Annotated in this window: 20 protein-coding genes; 14 read left to right on the top strand and 6 right to left on the bottom strand. The window is 64.5% G+C overall.

Annotation, left to right across the window (positions count from 1 at the left end; translation table 11 throughout):
- Nucleotides 1-1,178: 1,178 nt before the first annotated feature.
- Nucleotides 1,179-3,917, bottom strand: a complete 2,739-nt coding sequence (locus ABQM86_RS00690) for an RHS repeat-associated core domain-containing protein (protein WP_369745692.1) — start codon at nt 3,915-3,917, stop codon at nt 1,179-1,181.
- An 80-nt stretch (nt 3,918-3,997) separates the two neighbouring features.
- Between ABQM86_RS00690 and ABQM86_RS00695 the strand changes: the two genes are divergently transcribed.
- Entirely contained in the window at nt 3,998-4,147 is a 150-nt protein-coding gene (locus tag ABQM86_RS00695; RefSeq protein ID WP_369745693.1) for a hypothetical protein, read from the top strand.
- A 340-nt stretch (nt 4,148-4,487) separates the two neighbouring features.
- Here ABQM86_RS00695 and ABQM86_RS00700 read toward each other — a convergent pair whose 3' ends face one another.
- The gene (locus tag ABQM86_RS00700; RefSeq protein ID WP_369745694.1) at nt 4,488-4,832 is read right to left on the bottom strand and encodes a hypothetical protein; all 345 of its coding nucleotides are present in this window, start codon (nt 4,830-4,832) and stop codon (nt 4,488-4,490) included.
- Between the two features lie 144 nt (nt 4,833-4,976).
- On the opposite strand from ABQM86_RS00700, the gene ABQM86_RS00705 reads away from it, so the two are divergent.
- The 3 genes from ABQM86_RS00705 to ABQM86_RS00715 all read left to right on the top strand — a co-directional run bounded on the left by ABQM86_RS00705 (nt 4,977) and on the right by ABQM86_RS00715 (nt 5,809).
- Complete coding sequence (locus ABQM86_RS00705) at nt 4,977-5,300, top strand: hypothetical protein (RefSeq protein WP_369745695.1); 324 nt, start codon at nt 4,977-4,979, stop codon at nt 5,298-5,300.
- A gap of 63 nt (nt 5,301-5,363) precedes the next feature.
- Nucleotides 5,364-5,570, top strand: coding sequence for an SOS response-associated peptidase family protein (locus tag ABQM86_RS00710; RefSeq protein WP_369745696.1), 207 nt, complete (start codon nt 5,364-5,366; stop codon nt 5,568-5,570).
- Nucleotides 5,525-5,809, top strand: coding sequence for an SOS response-associated peptidase family protein (locus ABQM86_RS00715; protein ID WP_369745697.1), 285 nt, complete (start codon nt 5,525-5,527; stop codon nt 5,807-5,809). Before ABQM86_RS00710 ends, ABQM86_RS00715 begins: the two co-directional genes overlap by 46 nt.
- Nucleotides 5,810-6,083: 274 nt before the next feature.
- Here the strand turns inward: ABQM86_RS00715 and ABQM86_RS00720 are convergent, their stop codons facing one another.
- A complete protein-coding gene (locus ABQM86_RS00720) occupies nt 6,084-6,791 on the bottom strand; it encodes a TetR/AcrR family transcriptional regulator (protein WP_369745698.1) in 708 nt (235 codons plus the stop codon).
- A 55-nt stretch (nt 6,792-6,846) separates the two neighbouring features.
- On the opposite strand from ABQM86_RS00720, the gene ABQM86_RS00725 reads away from it, so the two are divergent.
- The 3 genes from ABQM86_RS00725 to ABQM86_RS00735 all read left to right on the top strand — a co-directional run bounded on the left by ABQM86_RS00725 (nt 6,847) and on the right by ABQM86_RS00735 (nt 10,798).
- Entirely contained in the window at nt 6,847-8,274 is a 1,428-nt protein-coding gene (locus tag ABQM86_RS00725) for a flavin monoamine oxidase family protein (RefSeq protein ID WP_369745699.1), read from the top strand.
- A gap of 104 nt (nt 8,275-8,378) precedes the next feature.
- Nucleotides 8,379-9,260, top strand: a complete 882-nt coding sequence (locus tag ABQM86_RS00730; RefSeq protein WP_369745700.1) for a universal stress protein — start codon at nt 8,379-8,381, stop codon at nt 9,258-9,260.
- 23 nt (nt 9,261-9,283) lie between these two features.
- Nucleotides 9,284-10,798, top strand: a complete 1,515-nt coding sequence (locus ABQM86_RS00735) for an APC family permease (protein ID WP_369745701.1) — start codon at nt 9,284-9,286, stop codon at nt 10,796-10,798.
- Here ABQM86_RS00735 and ABQM86_RS00740 read toward each other — a convergent pair.
- Both ABQM86_RS00740 and ABQM86_RS00745 read right to left on the bottom strand, forming a co-directional pair.
- Nucleotides 10,770-12,503 carry a prolyl oligopeptidase family serine peptidase gene (locus ABQM86_RS00740; protein ID WP_369745702.1) on the bottom strand — a complete coding sequence of 578 codons (1,734 nt, stop codon included), beginning with the start codon at nt 12,501-12,503 and terminating at the stop codon, nt 10,770-10,772. The two genes, ABQM86_RS00735 and ABQM86_RS00740, sit on opposite strands and share 29 nt — an antisense overlap.
- Nucleotides 12,500-13,723 (bottom strand): YncE family protein, encoded by a 1,224-nt coding sequence (locus tag ABQM86_RS00745; protein WP_369745703.1) that lies wholly within the window; start codon nt 13,721-13,723, stop codon nt 12,500-12,502. The genes ABQM86_RS00740 and ABQM86_RS00745 overlap by 4 nt, the downstream gene beginning before the upstream one ends.
- 104 nt (nt 13,724-13,827) lie before the next feature.
- On the opposite strand from ABQM86_RS00745, the gene amiA reads away from it, so the two are divergent.
- The 7 genes from amiA (at nt 13,828) to ABQM86_RS00780 (ending at nt 21,767) form a co-directional block, all read left to right on the top strand.
- Nucleotides 13,828-13,929: a streptamidine family RiPP gene (amiA, locus tag ABQM86_RS00750; RefSeq protein WP_242703463.1), complete on the top strand. Its 102-nt coding sequence runs from the start codon at nt 13,828-13,830 to the stop codon at nt 13,927-13,929.
- A gap of 74 nt (nt 13,930-14,003) precedes the next feature.
- Nucleotides 14,004-14,735, top strand: a complete 732-nt coding sequence (locus tag ABQM86_RS00755; RefSeq protein WP_369745704.1) for a hypothetical protein — start codon at nt 14,004-14,006, stop codon at nt 14,733-14,735.
- Nucleotides 14,732-15,841, top strand: a complete 1,110-nt coding sequence (locus ABQM86_RS00760) for a CocE/NonD family hydrolase (RefSeq protein WP_369745705.1) — start codon at nt 14,732-14,734, stop codon at nt 15,839-15,841. Before ABQM86_RS00755 ends, ABQM86_RS00760 begins: the two co-directional genes overlap by 4 nt.
- On the top strand, nt 15,838-17,229 hold the full coding sequence (locus tag ABQM86_RS00765; protein WP_369745706.1) for a YcaO-like family protein: 1,392 nt from the start codon (nt 15,838-15,840) through the stop codon (nt 17,227-17,229). Before ABQM86_RS00760 ends, ABQM86_RS00765 begins: the two co-directional genes overlap by 4 nt.
- A gap of 68 nt (nt 17,230-17,297) precedes the next feature.
- Entirely contained in the window at nt 17,298-18,377 is a 1,080-nt protein-coding gene (locus tag ABQM86_RS00770; protein ID WP_369745707.1) for a hypothetical protein, read from the top strand.
- A gap of 13 nt (nt 18,378-18,390) precedes the next feature.
- The gene (locus tag ABQM86_RS00775; protein ID WP_369745708.1) at nt 18,391-20,109 is read left to right on the top strand and encodes an ABC transporter ATP-binding protein/permease; all 1,719 of its coding nucleotides are present in this window, start codon (nt 18,391-18,393) and stop codon (nt 20,107-20,109) included.
- Nucleotides 20,106-21,767, top strand: a complete 1,662-nt coding sequence (locus ABQM86_RS00780; RefSeq protein WP_369745709.1) for an amino acid ABC transporter ATP-binding/permease protein — start codon at nt 20,106-20,108, stop codon at nt 21,765-21,767. Before ABQM86_RS00775 ends, ABQM86_RS00780 begins: the two co-directional genes overlap by 4 nt.
- 53 nt (nt 21,768-21,820) lie before the next feature.
- On the opposite strand, the gene ABQM86_RS00785 is transcribed toward ABQM86_RS00780, so the two are convergent.
- The gene (locus tag ABQM86_RS00785; RefSeq protein ID WP_369745710.1) at nt 21,821-22,840 is read right to left on the bottom strand and encodes an ABC transporter substrate-binding protein; all 1,020 of its coding nucleotides are present in this window, start codon (nt 22,838-22,840) and stop codon (nt 21,821-21,823) included.
- Between the last annotated feature and the right edge of the window lie 12 nt (nt 22,841-22,852).

Below are 22,852 nucleotides of genomic sequence, written 5' to 3' on the forward strand. Positions count from 1 at the left end.
TGCCAGTCCACAGCGCCGAGTGCCATCTCTGACCGAATAACCCACGCTTTCGCCGGAGGCGCTACTACTCCGCGAGGTCCTCTCCTTCGGCTTCATATTGGTGCGCGAGGGTCTCTCCCCCAGCGTTAGCCGCAGCCAAAAGCCTTCACCCATTGGTCGCCACTCTAGGGCGTCGAGGGCCATCTCTGATCGAATAACCCATGTTTCTAAGGGGGGTGCCCAATCCTCAAAACCCGTCTCACCGAGCTCTCCAGGCACCATGAGCCCCTCCGAATAGACGGAGTGAAGGACGTCCAGGACTACCCGCTTCGTACTTGGGCTAAGGGTGCCTCTAGTGCCCCACCACACGACGTCATGCAAGGAAACCCAGTCGGCTAGGCCCGAAACAAGCAACTTACGGATGACTTCGTCTTTACTCACCACGGCATGGAATTCACGATAATTCACTGTCTCGACTTCCCCGATTTCGGGCAGTCCACGAACAGCCGTATAGGTGTCGAAAGTACCGAACTGTGCCAGATTGGGCTCAACTCCCTCGGGCCAAACCGCGTCGCATTCATCGCAGAGTTGAAAGACGTCTCCCGTCTTCTTTGCGCGCTGGCTTTCGACCCGGCCTTGCCCACACCTTGGGCACACGGCGTAGTCATCCGCGGAGTAGGCCGTCCCGTCTGTATTTGATGCATCGCATGAGCACACTACGGCCGGTCCACTTTCTCGATTTCATCCCAGAGGGGACTGAGCCCGCGGTCCCTCAAAAATTCTTCGACGATGTCGTACTCCGTCGTGTTTGGCACGGTTCCAACACTCCAGAGCGAGTCGCACTCGTCGCAGACTTGAATCACCTCACCGGTCGCCTTCACCCGATGCGTCTCAACATGACTCTGACGACACACGGGACAGACGATGAAGGCGCTTACAGGGATGGAAAGGCTGGGGGACGTGTTCCTGTGATGATGGCATTCACGTCAAGTCCACTTCCTCGACTTCGTCCTCCACATCAGACAATCCACGCACTGCCATGAACGCTCTGAAGTCCCAAAGAGCCTTCAAGTTGGGTTCGATTCCTATGGCCCAAACCGCATCACATTCATCACAGAGCTGGAAGAGCTCGTCCGTCTTCTTAATTCGATAGGGTTTGACCCAGTCTTGCCCGCAATTCGGGCACACGATTTCGTGTCTCATGGTGACGGGAACGCCGTAATTAGCTCAGTCGTGCCGGGTCTGACGATGATCGTGACGTTTGTTTCGCCGCCGGCACCTACTTGCTTTCCCATAGGAACAATATACTTGCTGGGGTTACCCGGGACGGGGCCTCCCCTGAGGAGCCATGCTTCGTCCACTGTCTTTAATGCGCCCATTCCGCTGGAAAACCTGGTGTGTAGCTTTTTTGTTGGGTCGTCGAAGGCATGTTGGAGGACATGGGTGAGCCTGTGCCCATGATTTTTGCTGGGTCCATAAATGAGGCCTGCCGGGGATTGGTACAAGGACTTTCCCAGCGACTTCAATGTAAAGGGAGCGATCTTTGTTGCGGCGGATGCGCCGGCCGCAATTTTGGCTGCACCTACCGCTGTTTTGGCGCCCCACCCGACACCCTTTGCAACGCCGCCCGCGCCGGCAGCACTGGCTTCCTGTTCGGCGAAGGTGAGGAAACTCTGCCACGCCTTTGCTGTGGCCGCTTGAGTTGCTGGGTCGCCCAGGTCGGCACCCCGGGCAACCTGCCTACCTGCCCCGTTAGTAACCCATTTGGGCTGGTAGTTCGTGGCGGCTGAACTGAATCTGTTGAACCATGACCAGATGTCGGCCGGTTTCATGTACCAAGGCTCTTGGACGACCTGCGTTCCGTCGTTGTATTGGCCGTTGCCTTTGTAGGAGTAAGTACCCTTGCGGTCATCGTCGCAGTCGCAGGTGGGGTTGAGGCCACTGGGGTCGGAAGTGTTGATGACATTGCCGAAGGCGTAGGTGTAGGGGGTGAACCCGCGTTGGTCTTCGGTGCTGAGGATGGGATCTGGTGCAGTGAAGATGCCCGTGACGGGATCCATTTCCCGTGCGCCGAGGTGGGTCAGCGAGCTGACGGTGTCATCAAGCCCGGAGATGTAGCCGTTGACAGACCCGAAGCCTGCGGAGTTGGCTGCGTTGGATGCCACTCCGGCTGTCGTGACGGGTGCCGCGGCATAGGGGTTGTTCGCCGTTGCTGTTGCGTTCGGTCCGCGGGTGAGTCCGAGGGGGTCGGTGTACCGGGAAATGGTGGTGATTGGGCCGCTGCCCGTGGTGGGCAGGGTCATGGTTTGGGCAGTGTTGACAGTGTCACCGATGACGAAGACTAGCTTCATTCCGGCGGCGGAGACTGTGCGTTCTGCAATCGTTTTGCCTGCAAAGGTGTACGTGCAGGTCGCTGTCTTTACGTTGGTGGTGCTGGTGTGGGCGGTCACAGAGCCGACCGTGATGGTGGTTCCGGTGCCGTCCTTGATGCCGACGAGGTTGCCGTCGGCGTCGTAGAACCTTTCACCGGGCGCGGCAGCGATCGCGGAGGTAGCCGATGGTGGCGTCGCTGTGGTGGCGTTAGGGTTTGGGTTCGCCGGAACAGTGCTAGCCCCGGTGCTGGTGGCCAAGTGTCCGTCGGGGGTGTAGGTGAGTGCTTGGCCGGCCCGGTCGATTATCCTGCCGGCGGTATCCCAGGCGAAGTTCTGGGTGGATGCAGTGCCAGCGGTTGGCACTCTGTCGATTTTTGTGACCCGGTGGGGCCCTGCGGTGCCGGCTGCGGGGTAGGTATAGGTTTCCTTGACGGCCAGGGCGCCCGTGTTGTTGAAGCGCTTGACTTCGGCACGGTCGCCGGCCGGGGTGTAGGTGTACGTCTGGGCGTACCCAGCCGGGCCGCTGATGCCGGCGACGGCGGTGTCCGTCGAAGCCGGCACTGTGGTGCAGGCCTTGGCCGTGGGCGTCCATACGGCGGCGAGCCGGGAGGCGTGGTCGTAGCTATAGCACTGATAGTCCGAGGGTGTCGATGGACGGCTCGTGAACGATAGTTCTCGGGCTGTTATTTTTCCTGCGGGGTTGTAGGCGTAGGTGGTTTTGCCCAGGTCGGTTTCGACGTTGCGTGTGTTGTTCGTGGACCACTGGTTGGTGAGGCGGCCGGTGGTGGCGTCCCAGGTGAAGTTGACTTGGTTCCGGCCGGTGGTGTTGGCGGTGCCGCCGACGGTGTTGTTGTTGTCGTATTGGGCGTACTGGGCCATTTGGCCCAGGTGGTTGAACTGGGTGTCCCCGACGAAGGTGTCCCAGTTGTCGTTGAACACCGAAGTCTGGAGATCAAAGGTGTTGTAGACGTGGGTCAGTGTCTCACCGGGCATCGCCCCAATGGTAGGTCGGGTTTCCTGCTCGATTTGCCCGGTGGAGGTGTAGCTGCGGGTGGTGGTGTACGTCGGTGCGGCGGCGTCCAAAGCTGTTGGAAGCTGCACCGATACCGTGCCGGGCTGGTACGCGGCGTTGTAGCCGGTCAGTGTCGTGGTGACGACCTGGTTTAGCGCTGCCCCGTTGTAACGCTTGCTGGTGCTGAGCTGGCCCTTCTTGTTCCCGTCATAGGTGTAGGTCTCAAGGGGTGGGGCTGTTGCTCCGGTTCCGAGAGTTTTCTTCACGACACGGTCCAAATCGTCGTAGACGTACCCGATGACAGCGTTGGCCGCGTCCGTTGTGCTGGCTTTGCGGCCGGCCGCGTCGTACGTCGTGCTGCGGGCACCTGAGTCCGGATCGACTGCAGAGATTTCCCGTCCGGCGGCGTCGAAGGTCCAGGACCAGTCGTTGCCGACGGTGTCCGTCATGCCGGTCAGCTGGCCGAGCGCGTCGTAGCTGTAGGTGGAGGTGTCTGCTGTTCCGGTCGCGGTGGCGCCGTGGAAGAGCTTTCGGGTGAGTACCTTGCCGCTCATGTTGTTTACGGTGGTGGTGGCGGCTTCGCTGCCAGGCCCGGTGATGGTGGTCGTGTCGGCACTGCACCTGGGAGAGCCGCATGGGAACCGAATACATCCTGACCGAGGACGACAAACCAGCACCGGACGCCAGCGTCCTCGAAGACCTCATCGAACTTCAGCTGCTCACCGCCGGCGAACCCCTGGGGCCGGTCGATTTCGCGCACACCCAGGAACACCACAAGCTCTAACACCACTACAGCAACGACGCTGCACCACAGATTTCCTTTGTCCGAGGAAACCAGAAGGGCCGGCCACAAGGCCGGCCCTTCGTCATGCATCGACGTGTTAGCCACAAAGCGCCACAACACAACGGCGGCCAGGGCGTTTAATCTGGCGATAAACAGATCCCCTGCCGCGGGCCGGCCAATGAACAGATCAATGGCCACCAGCACGAGTGAAGCCGCAGCGGCCACGGTGAACAGCACCGCCAGGCAGCGAAACCACCTCAGACCACGACGAGCCCGGCCGGGTCCGGGCCGCGGTACCGGATCAGTCATGCCTCAGTGTCCCGGTTTATACCCGGCCCGGCTACCTCCAGTGGCCCGTGTTGTCCAGCCCGACGTAATGGGAGTGACCGAGGGTCTTTCCACGGTGGAAATCCCGGAGTGCACGTTCTGACTCCGGATCCGAATCGACCGGCCGCTGCTTGGTCCGCCTCAACAGATAAAGCGCGATTGCCGCAACGATCAACAATCCTGCTGCAATTACTACACCTAGCAACTCCATGGTGCCCCCTTTTATGAACACAACTATAGGTTCCCCTCGCTGCTCTTCGAAGTTAGTGTGCAGGCTTTTTCTGCCTACCAGGCCGGGCGACGGCTGCTTGAAGGATCCGAAGACCCGTGGGATGACATTCAGCTGCTGATCTCTCATTCCGCGACGGTGGGCACGTTTCTGTGGCCGCTGCCATCGCGGCACAAGCGTCTGAACAGGGCATTTCCGAAACGAGGTGAGGTTCTGCGCGAGATCGCCGGTGTCAGTGACGACCTCAAGACGCTAAAGGAACTACGCGACGCCATGGTCCACATCGATGAAAGGCTGGAGAAGTTCATACTGGACAACCCCGAAGGCCCGCTCGTACTTCGGAGTGCTGGGGACCACAAGCACACAGACGGAAACTTTTTATCCTGGCTCTCCGACACGAAGACTGTTACCTACTTTGAGCACCGGGTGGAGGTAGAGCAGCTGGTGGCCCTTCTCAAGACAGTTCAGGAGAACGCAATGAGGGGAGTGATGATGTTGCATACAAAGGCGGGGGACGCTCTGGCTGGAGACCCTTTAGAATCCCGGCCGATCCCGATACTGCCGCCAATGCCTCTACACGTCGATCCAGAGAACTGATCCCAAGGGGCCTCCGCTCTTGGGGTTTGTGGGCAGAATGGGCTTATGTGCGGCAGATAAGTGATGTCCAAAGCAGCGGGCGATCTTCTGAGCCATTTTGAGGCCAAGGAGGTTGAAGGCAGCCTGCCAGGGCCGAGTTGGAACGTGGCCCCGACCCAGAACGTGCCGATCGTGGCAGAGCGCCTGGATGAGGGCACCCTTGACCGGCGCCTGCTGATCGCAAAGTGGGGTCTGGCGCCGTCCTGGACGATCCCGAACGGTGGCTGTTGACCTGCACAGTCCTGACCACAACGACCCAGAACGCTTTGGGCCACATTCACGAGCGATCGCCTATTGTCATCCCAAAGGACCGCTTCGCGGAATGGCACGACCCGGGCCTGACCGACAAAGCCGATGTCCAACACCTGCTCGACTCTTTGCCCGAACCGACGCTGACACCCCGGATCGTCAGCACCCGGTTGAACAGCGTCCGCAATAACGGACCCGAGCTGATCCACCCGGCGGAGTGACGGGAAGCGGGACGCTCAAAGAATATTGCCCTGCCTAACGTGAATTCACGAAGAGCAGCCAACGAGCCGCATCGTTGAAAGGCCGGGCTCGCTTCGTTTAGTCCTGCACCATTTCGGCCATTTTCGACGACATATGATTTTGAGGCGTGAGGGTACGGGGCAGCGACGATGGTGCTACCGGTCACTACGCCCTCTGAGGGAGAAAAGTCGCGCGTCGATACGGGATACGAAATGGATATTTTGCCGGCGGCGCGGCCCTCAACGCCTAAAAAACCTACCCCCGCAGCGCCCCGAAACCCGTAATCAGGGCCTCGAGTCCCAAACTGAAAGCAACATCAGTGGGACGCGCATGCTGTTCCATGGCCAGCCGGTCCACGGCGGCCGTGAAGTTGGGGACCTGTTCGGCGAGGCGGCCGGCGTCGAAGATGTCCTCCGGCGCGGTGACGTCGTAAGCGGCCCCGAACACAAAGGCTTCCAACGCGACAATTGCCGAGATGATTTTTTCTTCGGGGAATCCGGCGTCCCGGAAGCCTGCGGTCACGGCCTCGTACATGGCCAGGGTCTTCGGGGCATTGGCCACCGGAAGTACTGCAATCACGGGGATCAGCGGCGTATGCTCCGAGAACACATCCCGGTAGGACCACGCCCAACGACGCACGGCAACATCCCACGGCTCCACCCCAAAGGCTGAGACATCCACCATCGCCGCCAAGTGGTCCTCCAGCAGCAGCAACACGTCATCCTTGGAGGCTACGTGGTTGTACAGGGCAGAAGGCGCGACGCCGAGGGAACGTGCGAGGGCCGCCATGGTGAGTCCGTCGTAACCCTTACTGCTGATCAAGTCGAGTGCCGCCGTCGTGATGCCGTCCTGGTCCAGGACCGCCGCGGTCGGCCGACCGGCGCGGCGGCGCGCGGGGAGCGCGGAAGGAGCGGGAGTTGGTGCGGGCATCGGAAGCCTTTCTGCTGCCTGTGTCCCCAGCATTATTCCATCGGGCCTTCACAGCGGCCGACTCCAACGCTACTATGGATATAAATGAATGGCATTCATTTATTGGTCAGCCACCATGGACGGCCACGGAGAGGACATCATGCAGAATCTTGATCGCGACGTTGTGATCGTCGGTGCCGGACCGTCAGGGCTGACGGCGGCACGCGAATTGAAGAAGGCCGGACTCAGCGTCGCAGTGCTCGAAGCACGCGACCGCGTGGGCGGCCGCACCTGGACCGACACCATCGACGGCGCCATGCTGGAAATCGGCGGCCAGTGGGTTTCCCCGGACCAGACGGTGCTCATGGAGCTGCTGGACGAGCTCGGACTGAAAATGTACTCACGCTACCGCGACGGCGAGTCCGTCTACATCGGCGCAGACGGCAAGCGCACGCAGTACACCGGTGACACTTTCCCGGTGAACGAAACCACCAAGGCCGAGATGGACAAGCTCGTCGCCATCCTGGACGGCCTCGCCGCCGAGATCGGCCCCACCGAGCCCTGGGCACACCCCAAGGCACGCGAGCTGGACACCATCTCCTTCCACCACTGGCTCCGCCAGAACTCCAGTGATGAAGAGGCCTGCAACAACATTGGCCTCTTCATCGCCGGCGGCATGCTCACCAAGCCTGCCCACGCCTTCTCCGCGTTGCAGGCAGTCCTCATGGCCGCCTCTGCCGGCTCGTTCACGCACCTGACGGACGAGGACTTCATCCTGGACAAGCGCGTCATCGGCGGTATGCAGCAGGTCTCGCTGCTGCAGGCAGCAGAGTTGGGCGACGACGTCGTCCTCAACAGCCCGGTCCGAACCATCAAGTGGGACGACAACAACGTGACTGTCGTGTCCGAGCAGGCAACCGTCAACGCGCGGTACGTGATCATGGCCGTGCCGCCGAACCTGTACTCCCGTGTCTCGTTCGAGCCCCCGCTGCCGCGCCGCCAGCACCAGATGCACCAGCACCAGTCCCTGGGCCTGGTCATCAAGGTCCACGCCGTGTATGACACCCCGTTCTGGCGCGAAGAAGGACTCTCCGGCACCGGCTTCAGCGCAGGCGCGCTGGTCCAGGAGGTCTACGACAACACCAACCATGGCGACACCCGCGGCACTTTGGTGGGCTTCGTATCCGACGAAAAGGCCGACGCCGTCTTCGAACTCAGCGCCGAGGACCGCAAGAAGGCCATCCTCGAGTCCATCGCCGGCTTCCTGGGCGATAAGGCCCTCACGCCCGAGGTCTACTACGAGTCCGACTGGGGCTCCGAAGAATGGACCCGCGGCGCCTACGCTTCCAGCTATGATCTCGGTGGCCTGCACCGCTACGGCAAGGACCAGCACGCCAACGTAGGACCGATCTACTGGTCTTCCTCCGACCTCGCGGCCGAGGGTTACCAGCACGTCGACGGCGCCGTCCGCATGGGCCAGGCAACCGCCGCCCGCATTGTTGAGGCCAACAAGCTGAGCGCGCTGCCCGTCGCCTAAGGCATTTCGTACGAGCACCGGCAGGCCGGGGGGAGCACCATTCCCGGCCTGCCGGCTCCACTGTTTAAGCAGTAACCGGTTTAAGCACCACAGGAAGGACCACCATGCGCTACGTAGTGGGCTACACCGCCAACGCGAGGGGGCACGACGCCGTTCACCTTGCCGTTGCGCTGGCCCGGAACCACGATGTCAGCCTGGATCTGGTTCTGGTGATCCCGGAAGATTCCCCGTTCAACGCCGTCTACCCGCCTGAGACCGGCTATGACGACATCCTCAACGAGCAGGCACAGCGCTGGCTCGATGAAGGCCTCGCCTTGGTTCCGGACGACGTCACTGCCCGCGCCCACATCCGGCGCGGTGATTCCGAGGCCCAGGCGCTGATCGATGCCGCCGTGGAATTCGACGCTGCGGCACTGGTCATCGGCGCCACCAACAGCGGCCTCTTCAAGCGCTTCACCATCGGCTCTGTGGCGGGTTCGCTGCTCCACTCGTCGCCCGTGCCGGTGGCTTTGGCACCTCACGGCTATCACCGCACCGAGCCGATCACGCGCTTGAGCTGCGGTTTCGGAACCCGGCCGGGTGCTGACGAACTGCTCGACGTCGCAGTGGAGTCTGCGCGGGACCGTGGCCTTCCACTGCGGCTCGTCTCCCTGTTGGCGCTCGACGGCGGTAACTCGCCTGGGTTGGCCGACGCCGCCTGGGTGCATGCGGCCGACCGGCTTGCCGCCGTCGGAAGCTCCGCAGACGCGAGCGGCGGAGCGGGATCCGTAACAGAAGAGCCGGAGATCGTCGTAGCCCAAGGGCGCACCATCGAAGAAGCCGTTGACCGACTCGACTGGGAAGACGGCGAAATCCTGCTGATCGGTTCCAGCCGCCTGGCCCAGCAGCGGGCCACTTTCCTGGGCAGCACCGCAAACCGGATCCTGCGTGCCCTCCCTGTACCCATGATCGTGGTTCCCCGCGACTACACGCGCCATAGCGCCTAGCAATCGCCTGAGAGGCAAAACCCATGTCAACTGCACCAAAGACGGTCCAGTCGAAAGAATCGCCAGCCCTGAGTGAAAAAGGGCTGAAGGCCGGATCGGTGGGCCTCATCGGCGCCGTCGTGATCGGCGTTTCCTGTATCGCACCCGCCTATACGCTCACCGCGGCCCTCGGCCCCACCGTGTCCGAGGTCGGTGTGCACCTGCCCGCCATCTTCCTGGTGGGCTTCATCCCCATGTTGCTGGTGGCGCTGGGCTACCGCGAACTGAACAACGCAATGCCCGACGCCGGTACCTCCTTCACGTGGGCCACGCGCGCCTTCGGTCCGTGGATCGGATGGATGGGCGGCTGGGGGCTGATCGCGGCCACGATCATTGTCCTCTCCAACCTGGCGGCTGTGGCGGTGGACTTCTTCTACCTGATGCTTGCCCAGATCTTCAGCAACCCGGAACTCGGTGAGCTCAGCAAGATCCTTCCGCTGAACATCGCCACCACGCTGGTGTTCATCGCCTTGGCTTGCTGGATTTCGTACCGCGGCATGGAGACCACCAAGGGCGTCCAGTACGTGCTGGTGGCCTTCCAATTGCTGGTCCTGGGCTGGTTTGCAGTCTCCGCATTTGCCCACGTGGCAAACGGCACGGCCTTCGATGCCACCGCTGTTTCACCTGACTGGTTCAACCCGTTCGCCGTGGACTCGTTCTCACAATTCGCCGCAGGTGTGTCGCTCTCAATCTTCATTTACTGGGGCTGGGACGTCACCCTCACCATGAACGAGGAAACGAAGAATCCCGAGAAGACCCCAGGCCGCGCCGCGACCATCACAGTGCTGGTCATCGTGGTCATCTACATGACCGTCGCACTGGCTACCCTGTCCTTCGCCGGCGTCGGCGAGACCGGATTGGGTGCCGGAAACCCGGAAAACCAGTCCAGCATCTTCGCCGTGCTTGCCGGTCCAGTGATGGGTCCCTTCGCGATTCTGATGTCGCTGGCCATTCTGAGCAGCTCCGCGGCATCTTTGCAGTCAACGTTCGTTTCCCCGGCCCGAACCATGCTGGCGATGGGCCACTACCGCGCCATCTCGCCGAAGTTCGGCAAGATCAGCCCTACGTTCAAGTCGCCCAGCTTCGCGACCATCGCCGCTGCGATCGCCGCCGCCGGTTTCTACGTGATCACCCGCACCGTGTCCGAGAATGCGCTGTGGGACACCATCACAGCTCTGGGCATGATGATCTGCTTCTACTACGGCATCACAGCACTGGCCTGCGTTTGGTTCTTCCGGGCCGAGGCATTCCGCGGTGCGCGTTCGTTCTTCTTCAGGTTCCTGGCGCCCTTGCTGGGAGGCGTGATCCTGTTGGTCATGTTCGTCAAGACGGCCATGGACTCAATGGACCCGGAGTATGGTTCAGGCTCCTCTGTGGGCGGCGTGGGGCTGGTGTTCGTCCTGGGAATGGGCGTGATCCTGCTGGGCGTCGTGATCATGCTGGTGATGTACAGGGTGCGGCCAGAGTTCTTCAAGGGCAAGGTTCTGACCCGGGCGTAGCCTCGCGGGAAATGGACGCCGCGAAGGCGAGCACGGCAGCGGAGAAGTCCAGTACGTCCGGCGCTGCACGCTGGCCGTGACCACCACGGTCCTCTTGGAGCAGCCAGGCCCGGCCCCCGCGTTCGCGGATTCCGGTAACAACCTCCACGGCGGCTTTGTTGTCCACGCGTTCGTCACGCCCCAGGAGGCAGCACAGGAGGGGCGGAAGCCCGGCGGCGGAGCCAAGCCCGCCCACCACATGAACCGGGGAGTAGGCCGCCCGATCATGGTCAGAGCACTCCCCGTCGGCGCCAAACTCGTGCAGCCATTGCTTTCCCAAGCCATGGCGGTGAAGGTCCACGGTGTCCAGCAACGGAGCCACGGCCACCACTCCGCCGAATGAGGCGGGGGACAGGAGGGCTGCTGCGGTGACCACCAAGCCACCATGCGAGGCCCCGAACGGCACGGTCTGCCCAGGTGTCGTCCAACCGGCCGATGTAAGGAATCCGGCCACGTCGATGAGGTCCTGGATGGTCCGCATCTTCCGTGGACCCCGGCCCGCCTCATGCCAGTCCCGGCCCATTTCCCCGCCCCCACGTAGTTGCGCAGCCACGTACACCCCGCCGCTCTCCAGCCACGCCGGCACGCTGGGTTCGGCCTCGGTCCTGTGTGTCACGCCAAAACCGCCGTAGCACGTGAGAATCAGGGGCAGTGGCCGCGCCGGGAGGCCGTCCGGCCCAAGGTCTGAAGCCCGTGCGGAGATGACCAGGGGGATGCCGACGCCGTCACTCGCCACCGCTGTGACCCTCTGATGGAGTATGTTGCCGCTGGGGTCTCTGGAACTTTCGTTCGAGCGCACCGGTTCATCCACACAGAAAACCCCCGATGGACGTTCCGGGGAGGCCGTCTGGAGCCAGAGGTCAGTGCCATCGGCATGGGGTTGGATGGCGAAGGATGAGACGTATTCGGCTGGGGATAAACGGTACACGGGGCGGCTATCCAGTGTGACTGTGGTGCCGTGGTGGTCGGAGGCCAGTTCCACGCGGATCCCGCCGGCGGGCGCGGCGGTGGGATGCCAGGCCCCTGATTCCAACTCCCACTCTCTTGTCCCGGTCCCCGGGTTCTTCGCCGCCAGTCGGAGATTCCCCCTGGCGCGCGTCAGCGAGAGCCGGCTGCCCGTGGTGCTGCCAAGATCCGTTGGAAACGGGAGCTCCTGGGGGTGACCGGCGTCGAGCGGGCAATGCATGATCTGCTGGCAGGGCGGCTTGCCGGTCAAGACCCAGATCCCGCCACCGTCTGGCTCCCAAACCGGCGCAGCGTACCAAGCCGTCGCGCCCGGGATGTGGACCGGCTGCGTCCCGGCAGCGAGGATCCAGGTTTCCGCTAGTTCGCTGGCGGAGGTGCTCAGCAAGGCCGCGATACGCGTTCCGTCAGGGGAGATGGTGAATCCGCGGACAATGGTGCCCGGTGCCGTGGGGAGCCGGACGCCGGGCGGCGCAGCCACACCCGGGTGGGCCCGGCGAACATTCCAGGCATCCCGTAGCCCGGCCTCGGCTGCCAAGTGCAAGGACGCAAACGCTTCGCCCGGCCCGCGCCAAAGAAAGGCAGCCTGTCCGCCGGCGAACTGGGGGAGCCCTTGGCGGGGTGTGGAGTCCCAGCGTTCCAGGAGGGAACGGAAATGCGGCCGAAGTCCTCTGCCAGGAACGGCCTCCTCGAGGGTATTCACCGTCCCACCGTGTCGCCCGGCGCTGCGTCCACAGCAGATACCCAAGCGAGGTGGCCGCCGTCGTGCAGGGGACTGCCCAGGGTGATGGTGCGCAGGGGGCTACCGGCCGCTGATGTGTCCACTACGTGCAGTTCGCCATGTCCACCGCGGGTCACGGCGACGAGTTCCGAGGACGGTGAGGCGGCAATGGCGCGTCGTTCGGCGTTGTCCCAGGGTTCATTGCCGGGCCGTGGGGCGCCGTCCATGCGGGGGAGATCCCACGTGCCCCGCAGCGCCGGTGGGCCTGCCTCCAGCGGCCCAAGGTGGTGCACCGAAAGCTCGTCGCCCTCCGGATGGACGCGGGCGGTCGCGATGCCGTTGGCAGTCAGCGCGAAACGGAAGACCAACCCCTGGCCCAGTGGTGTGGTCTGCGTCAGCCCGGTATCCAGGTTGTGCACCCACAAAGTGTTGCCCCATTGGGCCCAGTCTCTGGGCTCCCCGCCACCGTGGCGAAGGACGGCCACCAGGACACGCCGCCCCGGGCAGAAGCGCAGGAAGTAGGCGCGGCCGGGAGCATCCCACGCGATGGCCTGGAGGGCCTCCGGCTGCGGCTTGCGGATGTCGAAGCGTTCCAGGCCCTGGCCCGTGGCCACGAACATGGTGCCCGTGACGGGATCGAAGGCGTCGCCGTGGCCGTCGGGGGAGGCCTCAGCCCGCAGCCCTTGCATGGGCGGGCAGTGCACTCCTTCGGCCAGGATCCGCTCCACGCTGAAGGATTCGATGCCGCCGGGTTCGCGGTGACGCACGACGGCGGCAGGCCCCTCTGGCGTTTCGCCCACCACGACGCCAGGCTCCCCCGCCCTCGTGCGGATGCGGCGTGAGGTGGGTCCGCCGTCGGACTCCAGGTCCACAACCGTGAGGAGATCGCTCCAAGGTTCCCAGGAGACACCAAGCCCGGTGGTGACGGCAATGAAGCGGCCCGAGGGGTCGCAGGCCAGGTGCTCACCCGGGATGGCCACGGGAATGGTGCGGAGCGGGGTGTTGGTGAAGGCATCGGCGATGACCAGGGCACCTCCGGCGTCGTCGATGAACGCGCATCGTCCGCCTCCCAACGGCAGGAACCCGGCGTGCTCCGCCAGGACCACGGAGTCCAGGCGGCGCTGGACTGCCCCGGTGACCGGATTCAGGAACTGTACGTTGCCCGCTTTTTGGTCGGCGACCACCAAAACTTCGGAGTTCATTGGCTCTCCCTTTCACTTAATTTGAGAATGGTTCTCATTAACTATAGTGTGACGTTGTCGCCGCAACAGCGGAGGCAACCACCACCACCGAAAGGAGACCAACCATGGAAAAGACCACGGTTTTGGTTGAAGTTGAAGAGACCGAGCAGCTGGCACACCTGTCGGCAACGCACTCGAATGCACTGGTCGAGAACCCGTTCGACTAGTCACTAAGCCAGGGGGTGGGCGCGCCGGCGCGCCCACCCCCTTAGCTCCACCCCCGCAACTCTTGGAAGGAACCATGGGCACCGCAATAGACAGCTTTGACGTCGCGGGAAGATCAACCATCCGCAGCGGTGACGGCGCCTTCTTTCATCTCCCACCCTCGGCAGGCAGTGGCCAGAACCTGGTGACGGGCATCAGCGACGAACTGCTGCAACGCCGCCAGGCTGGTGCGCGTCCCCTCGCCGGACGGGAGCGAATCGGGCTGGTAGCCCCCGAACCCGTTGCTGCCGCACTCCTGCCGGTGTTCCACGAGGCCGGGGTTGAACTGACGGTGGGTGACGACCGGGGACCCGGCTCCGTAGGACTCCTCCTCCACCTGGCAGCTACGCCCGCCGAGCGGAACCGCTTTGAGGCACTGCCGGGGGGCCGTGCGGCCGTGCTCCGCTTCTACGGAGAAGGCGACCTGGTCTTCGTAGATCCGCTGTCTCTTGAACCGGCAGACCCAACAGGGTGGCAGGTACTCCGGCGCAGGCTCGCAGCCTCACCGGCCGCCGCCGAACTGAGGGCCTGGCTGGATACGCCCGCTGCTGCCACGGACTTCGCTCCCCAAGGGGTAGCCATGGACCTGCTCACGGCCAGACTGCTCACCATCATCACCGCTTGGCAAAGGAATTCGCCGTCACTTGCCGCTCACCGCCGTACGCTCTGGCGGCTGGACACCCTGACGTTGGCAGCCAGCGAACATCCCGTTCTGCCCTTCCCGGAACCCGCCAGCCTGGGCGAGGGCTTGCGGGCTCCGCTGCCATGAGACCCGCCACTGCGCCGGATCACCTGGACATCACCGCTGACGACGGCGTTCGGCTCACCGCAGACCACTACCGCGCACCGGCGGAAGGGGAAGCCCAAGGGGCGGTCCTGATCCGGACACCCTACGGCCGGACCCAGTACGCGGCCCAAGCCCACGCCTGGTGCCGTGCCGGATACGACGTAGTGGTCCAGGACGTCCGGGGGCGCTACGGGTCCGCCGGCGCATGGAATCCCTATGACAAGGAGGGCGCGGACGGAGCTGCAACCGTCCGCTACCTCGCCGGGAACGGGTTGCTCAGGGGCCCCCTCATTCTGGCTGGAGCCTCCTATGATGCCCACTGCGCAGTTGAAGCAGCACGGGTTCTGGAGAAGGAACGGGCTCCGGAGGAAACACGGCGTCCGGTGGCAGCCGCTCCCAAACCCCTGGCCGTGGTGGCGATGGTGCCGGCGCTGGGCCTCTGCGAAACAGCCAGGGAACCTGATGGCACACCGCGCCTGCGGGACCGGATTGGCTGGTGGCACCAACATGGTTTCGGCAAGGAGTCCCGCCACCCTTTACCTGCCGCAGAGCTCCGGCGGATATACCGGCAGGCTGAGGAGCGCGGGATGGACTGGATGATTCACAACCTCATGGATGACGCCACGTATGGTCCGGGGTCCACCGCTGGTTGGAAGCGGCTCTGGGACGCCACACCAGCCGATCTTCACGCCCTTTATGGCCAGCTGAACACGCCGCTCCTGATGATTTCGGGACAACGGGACTTCTTTGTTGCCGAAGCTGCGAACCTGGTGAGGGCCTGGGGCAGTGCAGCACCGCGGACCTTGGTGGAAACCCTTTGGGGACCATGGGGACACCGACTCGCCAACGACCTCGGCGCCGGAGCCGCCGCAGCACTCCGCCAACAGGGTGGCCTGATGGCCCGGATCAAGGACTTTCTGGCTGCCGCCAGCGCCTGGGATCCAACCGGCGCCCAGCCCGGGCCCCTTGGAGACCGCCGCCCACCAGTCCTCCAGTGGCAACCCGGCGACCAGCCACACACATGGCACTGGGCGCCTGCGACCCCCGAGACGTTGCCGCACCACCTGAACAACCACGGAGAATCATGACCACAACAGCCGAAACCCTGGGCCTGCTTCCCTTGCACACTTTGGTGGACGAGCAGACCGGGATCATCCGCAGGGTCCGTCCCGTTCTCACCCCGGAGAACGCCCCACCCGCATACACGTCCATGACCGCGGAGGTATCGAACGCGCGGTGGCTGGGAGACTGGCCCGCCGACCGCGTTTCACTGGGCACCACGTTCGGCGACAGCCGACAAGCCTGGATCGCGGCCGTCGCCGAAGGCATGGAACGGTACTGCGGCAACTTCATTCCCGCGGACCTCCCGGACCACCACTACTTCACCGGCACGGCCCGTGAGCTGACGGCGTCAGGCCGGGCCGCCGTCGGGCTTGAACAACTGCCGCGATTCGCGGACTGGCAGCGGGAGCGTGCGGCATTCCCCTACCGGAACCTCGACGCCGATACTCCCGCGCTGTGGACAGCGTGCAGGCGGGAATCGGACAGCTCGGAGGTGTGGCTTCCTGCGAGCCTCACCCTCCTGAACTGGCGGCAACGGCGCTTCCGTGACCTCCCGCGGATCCATCATCTGAACTACGCGGGGATCGCCACCGGGCAGGGCCGCGCTGATGCCACGGACAGGGCGGTGCTGGAAACCATCGAACGCGACGCCCTGGAACTGTGGTGGCATTTGGGCGGTCCCACCCGCGGTATCAGGCCGGAGAGTGTTCCCGGACTGGTGGACGCCATGGCCGGTTGCCGGCTGCAGTACTGGGTGGTGGAAATGCCCAGTGAGTTCGCACCCTGCATGGCGGCCCTGGTGTTCGATCCGGACACGGGGCTGTACGCCGCCGGATTCTCCTGCAAGAACGAACCCGCTGAAGCGGCACGCAAGGCAGTCCTGGAGGCTGTCCACACCTGGATCTACTCCCAAGGTGCCACCGACGCCGATGGTTGGGTGTTCCAAGCGGTGGCGGCAGGGCTCATGGCCAAGGGGCTGTACTTGGAACACCGTGAAGACCGTCAATACCTGGACGACGTGGGGCCCGGATTCGGTTCAGTCCGCGACCTCGGTGCGCATGTTCAGGTGTGGCTTGATCCCCGGACACACGTCCTTGCGGAACGCTTCACCAAGCCCGCAGGTGGGCTGGTGGACATTGCCGCCGTGGATGACGTGTCCATGCCGGAGCTCTACAGGCGGCTGGAATGGGCCGGCCACACCGTCTATACCCGTGAACTGACCACTCCCGACGTCGCGGCGACCGGCCTGAGTGTTGTCCGCGCCGTGGTGGGAGGGCTGGTCCCCAACGCGCCGGCCGCTTTCGCCTACCTCGGCTGCCCCAGGTTCACCACAGCGGCGTTGGAGCGCGGGTGGCGTGAAACGGCGCCGGCCCTGCCTGAGGACTTCACCCTCACCCCACCTCCCCACATGTAATGGACGTCCCCCACGTACTCCTAGCCCCAGGATTTGCCCGAGCCTGGAGCCACGAGGTTCCCGGTCCCGTGCAGCCGCCCGGCCCTCAAGATTCCCCGGCGTCCGGCACAGTTGAGAGCCAGCGGCATGATGGGCTCCCGGTGGCCGCCATGCTGCGGGCCATCTGGTGGAGCGAGGACTTCCACCCGAATCCCGCCACCGGCCTGCCCGGGAAGGTGCGGAAACGCCCAGTGCCGTCGGCCGGCGGGTGCTACCCGGTGCAACTGCGGGTCCTCTGCGGGGAAGGCTGCGACGTGCCGCCCGGAACATACGTGTTTAACGGCACCGGCTTCAACGGCAGCGGCGGTGAGTTGCTCCGCCTGCGGAACCACGACGACGGTACCCCACCCCAAGGGGGTCTGCGGGCACCCGCGCGGGGCGCCGTCGTCGTGCTGACCGTGCTGCCGCAGCGCACCCTGGCGAAGTACCACCACCGTGCGGGTCCGCTGCTGATCGCGGATACTGCCTACGCGGCGGTGGCCTTGGTTCACCATGCCGCTGCCCGGGATGTGGACGCCCGGTGGGATGCCGTGGCACCCCGCCGTTGGCCCGGCTCTGTTCCGGAGTTCGCGCTGGCTACGGTCTCGCTGGGAGTGTCCCCGGCGAGGTGCCAGCAGCCCCGCCATGACCGGATCGCCGGGGTTTCGGAGGCGCAGCTGGCTGTCCGCAGGAGCTGTGGGTTATCCCGCTTGCGTGCCCGCCCGGCCGCCGACGCAGGCCGGGTGGTTGGGGAACTCCTGGAGCGTTCCCTCCTTTCCTTCCCGCAGGCAGCCCCTTCGTCCTGCCGTGCCCGGGTCCTGTCCGCGGAGTCGCTCCGTGATCCGGAACTGGCCGATCGATGTGCCGGGCAGTCCTGGGTCAGGAGCCTCGACGCCCTGTTGGTTTTCGAGATCCTGGGCACGCCAACCCCGGCTGCCATGTGGTGGACCGCCACGTTGGCCGCTCATATCCTCTACACCGCGCTTGGCGCGGACCTGCCCCTGGAATTTCGTCCGGTGGGCGGCTGGACCGGCTCCCGCTGCGGCTGGACCACACTCCATGGGCTGGGCGTAGCAATCCGGAAACCACTCACCACAAACCACGAAAGGGCCGCGAATGCTGGTCAATAAGAGGCTCTTCCAAATGACGGCTGGGCACCGCGGCCGGCTGGCTGGAGTGACAGCCCTGCTCTGCGTCACCACGGCGAGCTACTGGTTGCAGGCGTGGTTCCTGGCACAGGCCCTGGCGGCGCTGGTGGTTCTGGTGCGGGTTCCCGGAAACCCCGACGGCGGCACGTACGTGCCGCTGACTCCCTACCTTGCCGGGGTCCTCGCCTGTGGCCTGGGGCGCCTTGTGATCCAGCAGTTCCACGCCCGGCTTGCCAGTTCTTTGGGCTCCGGGGTGCGATTGCAGGTACGACGGAAGTTGGCCGACAGCCTGCTCCAGCCCGAACGACTCAGGGATACCTCGGACCGCGGCGGAGCCCGGCGGCTGGCCCTGAGCGAAGGTGTGGACGGAGTGGACAGCTACATCAGCCAGTACATCCCCCACGCTTTCCAAGTGCAGATAGTGGTGCCCGCGCTTCTTGTCTGGATCGCGTGCCTGAATCCCTTGCTGGCACTCGCCTTGGCCCTTGCCGTGGCCGTGGCTGTTGGTGCGCCGAAGCTCTGGGGAAAGGCCTTGGCGAAACGCGGAAAGCAGCACTGGGACAGTTACGAGGCACTCAGTGCCGACTTCCTGGAGGCCCTTCAAGGGATGCGGACCCTCAAGATCCTTCACGCGGTTCCCCGGACCAGGGCGCGGCTCCATCACAGGTCCCAAGAGCTTCATAAAGCAACCGTGTCCACCATGCGCACGTCCCTGGTGGACACGGCGTTGGCGGACTTCGGAATCCAGTCAGGGATGCTGGTCGCCGCCGCGCTGGCCGCGTACGCAGCGCTGGGGCAGCGGCCGTTGCCCGGACCGGAGACTGCGGCGATCACGTATTTCCTGCTGATGCTCTCGTCGGAAGTCTTCAGGCCGGTACGGGATCTTGCACGGCAATGGCATGCCGGGTATCTGGGGCTCTCGGCCTTGGGCAGTATTGACGCGGCGGGAGGCGCGGACGCCCGCGGCGATAGCACGCTGACGGGCGAGGGGCAGGCGCGATCGGCGCAAGGAGACCCTTCCGCGCCCGGGATGCGCCCCGGCGTCGTGCCTCCCGGTCGTCTCACTCTGCAGAACGTGAGCTTCCGATACTCAGCTGCGGACCCCTGGGTTCTGCGGGATGCGTCGGCGGAGATCCAGCCCGGCGGCCTCACCGCGCTGGCGGGGGTGTCAGGGGCGGGGAAGAGCACGTTGTTCGATCTTCTGCTGGGGTTCCTGCCGGCGGGGGAGGGCCGCATCCGCCTGGACGGTCAACCACTCAGGCCAAGTGACGTCAGCGTGGTCTCACAACGCAGTTACCTCTTTCCGGGGACCATCCGGGAGAACCTCCGTGTGGTGGCGCCTGCAGCTACGGAGGTGGAAATCCAGCGTGTCGTGGAGATTGCCGGCCTGGCAGACGATCTGCGGCAGTGGCCCCACGGGCTGGATACTGTGCTGTCCGAAGGGGGCGGATCCGTCTCGGGAGGCCAGCTCCAACGGCTTTCGATTGCACGGGCACTCCTGGTGGACAGGCCGGTTCTTCTCCTGGACGAGCCAACGTCCGCCCTCAATACCGAGCTCGCAGGACAGGTGTTGGAGGGGCTACGCCGCGGAGCCGGACGCCGGATTGTGCTCATGATCGCCCACCGGCCCGAAGCCCTCGCTGCCGCGGACACAGTACTCCGCCTGGCAGACGGCCAACTCCACACACAGCAACAGGAAGCAGCCACGCTATGAGCCTCACCGCACGCACGCCCCACAACCCGCTCCTGGGCCTGGTTCCGCACATGTCCGGCGAGTGGGCAGGGATCGTGTGGACCGCGGTTGTGGGCATCCTGAACAACCTGGCCCTCATTCTCCTTGCTGTTGTGGGCTCCTACGTTGTGGCGCTGGCTGTGATGAGGCAAGAGCCCGCAGCCGCCCAATGGTGGGTTGCCGGGGTGGCGGCCGTGGTGTTCAGGGCGGTGCTGACGTGGCATGAGATGGACATCTCGCACAGCATTGCGTACCGGATCCTGGCCGCGCTGCGCATGGCGCTCTTTGACGGTTTCGCGCGCGGCGTCCCTTCCCGCAAGCCAGACCAGCACACCGGAAAACTCGCCGCCACGGCCATGGGCGATGTTGAAAAGCTGGAGTTCTTCTACGCCCACACGGTTGCCCAGCTGGCTGGCTCCGCAGTGCTGTTCGTGGCCGGGGTGGCTGCGGTGTGGCCGCTGGGGCCGGGCCTGGCCGTGGCCTTGCTGCTGGGGTTCGTGGCGCTGGTGGCGGTGACGCTCCCGGGATTGCGCCGGGGCGCCGTGCTGGGGGCGAGGGTGCAGGAGGCCAGATCCGGGGTGTCGGTACTCGCCGTGGACCTGCTGGCCGGCACCCGCGAGATCCTGGGTTTCGGACTGCGGGAGCACGCGCAACGCCAACTAAAGGAACAGAGCCTGGCAGTGGATGCCGGCCAGAGCAAGCTCAATTCCTTCCTTGCCTTGGCAGCGTCCTTGCGCGAGCTGTGTGTCCTGGGCACCGTGGTGGCGGTCTTCGTCGCCGCCATCTCACAACCCGGACTGGATTCTGTGTGGTTGCCCGCCCTGGTTGCCGGCACTCTGACTCTCCTGGCTCCAGTGGCCGAGGGCGTTGCCACCGTAACCCAGCTCCAGCCGCACCGTGCCAGCGCCCAGCGCGTTGGGGAGGGCATCAGCCTGCCCTCGGCCGCAAAAGTTTCGGGGCCCCTCGTGGAGTTCAACCCCCAAGGGCCGCTGGGTCTGGAGGTCCGGAACCTGCAGTTCACGTACGACGACGGCGCGCCGGCTTTGCGCGCGACGTCCCTGTCCGTGGCGCCCGGCGAGCATGTGGGGATCAGCGGCCCATCCGGCGCAGGAAAGACCACGTTGGCCCGTTTGTTGGTGCGCCTGTGGGTGCCGGATTCGGGGAGTATCTCGCTGGTGTCGCGCAGCGGGGAGTCCGTGGACGCCTGGGCCGTGGACGAGGCGTCGTTCCGGCGTATGGTCACGTTGGTGGAGCAGGACGCCCCGGTTTTCCATGGTTCCGTCCTGGACAACATGCGCCTGGCCCAGCCCACGGCAACTGAAGCCGACGTCCTGTCAGCCTTGGACCTGGCCGGGCTTCCGCTCGCTGGCGAACGATGGGCGGATGGCGTGGATACTGTGATCGGCGAGCAAGGGGTGAGCCTGTCCGGTGGTGAGCGTGCCCGCTTCTGTTTGGCGAGGGCCCTGCTGATCAAGCCGAAGATTTTGGTGCTGGATGAAACCACAGCCAGCCTGGACCCTGCCTCGGAGCGTGCCTTGGTGGAGGCTGTTGCTGCAATCGCCGGCGACACCACGGTAATCACCGTGTCCCACAGGGAGTCCACCCTGGCCGCATGCCACCGGCGGGTGCAGCTGGGCTAGCTTCCCGCTCCCGCTTCCCCCGCCCGTCTCCTCGGGCGGGGGAATTGGAGGGCTTAGAACGCGTCGGGGTGGAGGCCCTTGGCGATCTGCTCCACGGCGCGGAGGTTGCCCCAGGTTCCGGGCATGACGTCATCGGAGTCGACGGCCACCAATCGCTGGTTCTTCACTGCGTCTACCTCAGGGAACTTCTCCTGAAGGAAGGTGCGGGTGGTGTCCTCGTGGGCCTTGTCCAAGGTGGTGAACACGATGACCTCGGGGTTCTTCTGTACAAGTGTCTCCGGAGAGATCATGGCAGAGAAGAACGTGGCGAAGGCTTCATCGGACGGGCTGAAGAGGTTCTCGCCACCGGCAGTCTTGATCATGTCGTACTCGATTCCCGCCCCGATGGCCGCAATGGAGTTCCCCTCAACAAACAGCTCCACCACGGTGGGCTTCTCTTTGCCTTCCACCTTGGATGCAACCGAAGCCAGCATCTCAGCTGCTTCCGTCCGAACGGCTGACGTACGCTCACCCGCGCCAACCACAGCGCCGATGTTCTCGATATCCGTGAGGATGTCCTTGACCTCGGCCTTGCTCCGGCGTTCCATGCAGCCCGCCGTTGCTATGTAGGACTCAGCGCCTGCAGCTTTGAGTTGTTCGATGCTCGCAAAGCCCTGCTCGGCAGTGAACTCATACGCTGTGGGGGAGTAGACGAAATCGGGGTTGGCGCCCAACAGGACTTCGCGCGACGGCGGCATCTGATCACTCAACTGCTGCACGTTACCGCGCTCTTTAAGTTCCGGCAGCAGCTCGCTGCCTTTGCTCTGTGCCTCAGCCACTACCTTGTCCGCGGCGCCCAGCTTCACCAACAGCTCGGACTGTCCGGGAGTCATGGCCACCACCCGCTGGGGCACGGAGGTGAAGGTCAGGGTGCGGCCGCAGTTCTCGATTGCTCCCGCGGGCTGCGCGGCGACACCGGCGTTTTCCTTGGCAGGTGTTTGGCTGACTGCTTGACCGCAGCCGGACAACAGCATTCCGCTGAGTGTCATCACGCTCAGGACCGCAGCGGTTTTGGGCAGGGTGGATTTCTTCATGTGTGTGCCTCC

This window comes from Paenarthrobacter sp. AMU7, assembly GCF_041200195.1.
GTDB lineage: Bacteria > Actinomycetota > Actinomycetes > Actinomycetales > Micrococcaceae > Arthrobacter.

Coding starts and splice junctions, on each gene's coding strand:
- ABQM86_RS00755 (WP_369745704.1), top strand. CDS start 14,004: ATGGGCACCGCAATAGACAGCTTTGACGTCGCGGGAAGATCAACCATC.
- ABQM86_RS00700 (WP_369745694.1), bottom strand. CDS start 4,832: ATGAGAGATCAGCAGCTGAATGTCATCCCACGGGTCTTCGGATCCTTC.
- ABQM86_RS00695 (WP_369745693.1), top strand. CDS start 3,998: ATGGGAACCGAATACATCCTGACCGAGGACGACAAACCAGCACCGGAC.
- ABQM86_RS00690 (WP_369745692.1), bottom strand. CDS start 3,917: ATGAGCGGCAAGGTACTCACCCGAAAGCTCTTCCACGGCGCCACCGCG.
- ABQM86_RS00725 (WP_369745699.1), top strand. CDS start 6,847: ATGGCATTCATTTATTGGTCAGCCACCATGGACGGCCACGGAGAGGAC.
- ABQM86_RS00775 (WP_369745708.1), top strand. CDS start 18,391: ATGACGGCTGGGCACCGCGGCCGGCTGGCTGGAGTGACAGCCCTGCTC.
- ABQM86_RS00760 (WP_369745705.1), top strand. CDS start 14,732: ATGAGACCCGCCACTGCGCCGGATCACCTGGACATCACCGCTGACGAC.
- ABQM86_RS00745 (WP_369745703.1), bottom strand. CDS start 13,723: ATGAACTCCGAAGTTTTGGTGGTCGCCGACCAAAAAGCGGGCAACGTA.
- ABQM86_RS00735 (WP_369745701.1), top strand. CDS start 9,284: ATGTCAACTGCACCAAAGACGGTCCAGTCGAAAGAATCGCCAGCCCTG.
- amiA (WP_242703463.1), top strand. CDS start 13,828: ATGGAAAAGACCACGGTTTTGGTTGAAGTTGAAGAGACCGAGCAGCTG.
- ABQM86_RS00785 (WP_369745710.1), bottom strand. CDS start 22,840: ATGAAGAAATCCACCCTGCCCAAAACCGCTGCGGTCCTGAGCGTGATG.
- ABQM86_RS00765 (WP_369745706.1), top strand. CDS start 15,838: ATGACCACAACAGCCGAAACCCTGGGCCTGCTTCCCTTGCACACTTTG.
- ABQM86_RS00780 (WP_369745709.1), top strand. CDS start 20,106: ATGAGCCTCACCGCACGCACGCCCCACAACCCGCTCCTGGGCCTGGTT.
- ABQM86_RS00720 (WP_369745698.1), bottom strand. CDS start 6,791: ATGCTGGGGACACAGGCAGCAGAAAGGCTTCCGATGCCCGCACCAACT.
- ABQM86_RS00705 (WP_369745695.1), top strand. CDS start 4,977: ATGGTCCACATCGATGAAAGGCTGGAGAAGTTCATACTGGACAACCCC.
- ABQM86_RS00730 (WP_369745700.1), top strand. CDS start 8,379: ATGCGCTACGTAGTGGGCTACACCGCCAACGCGAGGGGGCACGACGCC.
- ABQM86_RS00710 (WP_369745696.1), top strand. CDS start 5,364: ATGTCCAAAGCAGCGGGCGATCTTCTGAGCCATTTTGAGGCCAAGGAG.